Genomic DNA, 1250 nt, shown 5'->3' on the forward strand with positions numbered 1-1250 from the left:
TACTTTATCCTAGCTTTAACAAATACTTACATTTTTGCTTTCCAAATATCCTATTTCCTATTTTCGTAGCTTGTAATTTTGCAATGAGAGCATCTAGAATCTATGCTTTCACTCTTAACTCATCTTTTACTTCCAGTTAACATAAAGTCAACTTCCTTCACTTATTACAAACCTTTAATTTATTTATTTTTCTATTATTTCTAAAATCAAAAATTATCTTTTATTTGTGAATAACAATTCTTTTAAGCAACATAAATATGGCTTCAGGATCTTGATCGTGATAATCCTCAAATATGTCTTTGTGATTTCTTGCAAAGAATAAAAATATCTTACTCCGATTGTCTTGATTTCCATCTATACATAAGAAGATATTTTCGCTTTCACAATAAATTATAGCATCGCTTATATATTCATCTAAAGTTTTTTCAGGTGCATTGTCTTTTCTTCCTTTCTCTAGCCAATTATAGGCTTCAGTAAAATCTGTATCTAGTTCTTTCTTTTTGTCGGGTTTGTTTTCAATCCAAGAAATAAATTTATCATATGAGTGATATGAGTCTCCTTCTGAACGTTTTTTAAATCCATGCATAATGGTATTAAATTTCTTATTTTCATCTGTTTGTGGTGCGCTTGTAGGTGGTGTGTGTTTAATTGGTGCTAAACCTTTTACTTTATGTATTTCATCTGTACAAGAATAAATTAGTATTAAACTATAAATTAGTATATGTTTCAAATATTTATGCATATAATATCCTCCTTGTTTTTAAGTATACTATTGTTGATTTTGGTTTGTATAGAGATTTTTATAAACTTTTAAGCTTTTTGTTTATTTCTTAAAAAGATTTGCTTTCAATTTTGTCTTTATTCTCCTGTTCCACAATTACTTGATGTTTGATCTTTAAATTGCTCTAAATTATAGCTATTACTTTCAAAAGAACCTTTTAAAACCTGCTTAAATGTATTTTTTTGATTTTCTGCACTCTCTCCAGTACATTTTGCAAGTTCACTTTGGATATGTTGAAGTACAGACTTTATTGCAGATTCATCATAACTTAAAAACTTGTTAAAATCGCTTTCATTCTTCAATGCTTCTTTTAAGAAATTGAGATTTACTTTTTCAGTGTCATTTAACTTTTTTTTGAGTATTTCTTCTGGTGTTTTTTTAGCCTCTTCTGTTTGTGCTGCTTCATCTTTTTGAGGTTTATCATCATAATTGCTTTTTTGTTTATACTGATCGCAACTATTAATCATCA

At 27.6% G+C, this 1250-nt stretch carries 2 protein-coding genes; both read right to left on the reverse strand.

What is annotated here, in order from left to right; translation table 11 throughout:
* Positions 1-220: 220 nt before the first annotated feature.
* Positions 221-742 (reverse strand): Mlp family lipoprotein, encoded by a 522-nt coding sequence (locus U881_RS11310; protein WP_024652867.1) that lies wholly within the window; start codon positions 740-742, stop codon positions 221-223.
* Between the two features lie 116 nt (positions 743-858).
* Positions 859-1250 (reverse strand): Mlp family lipoprotein (locus U881_RS0100030; protein WP_024652868.1); only part of this gene is annotated, 392 nt, incomplete at its 5' end.

Origin of the sequence: Borrelia persica No12 (assembly GCF_000500045.1) — a bacterium.
GTDB classification, from domain to species: domain Bacteria; phylum Spirochaetota; class Spirochaetia; order Borreliales; family Borreliaceae; genus Borrelia; species Borrelia persica.

What these genes read in the sequence shown, in the direction of transcription:
- U881_RS11310 (WP_024652867.1), bottom strand. Translation starts at nt 742, where the DNA reads ATGCATAAATATTTGAAACATATACTAATTTATAGTTTAATACTAATT.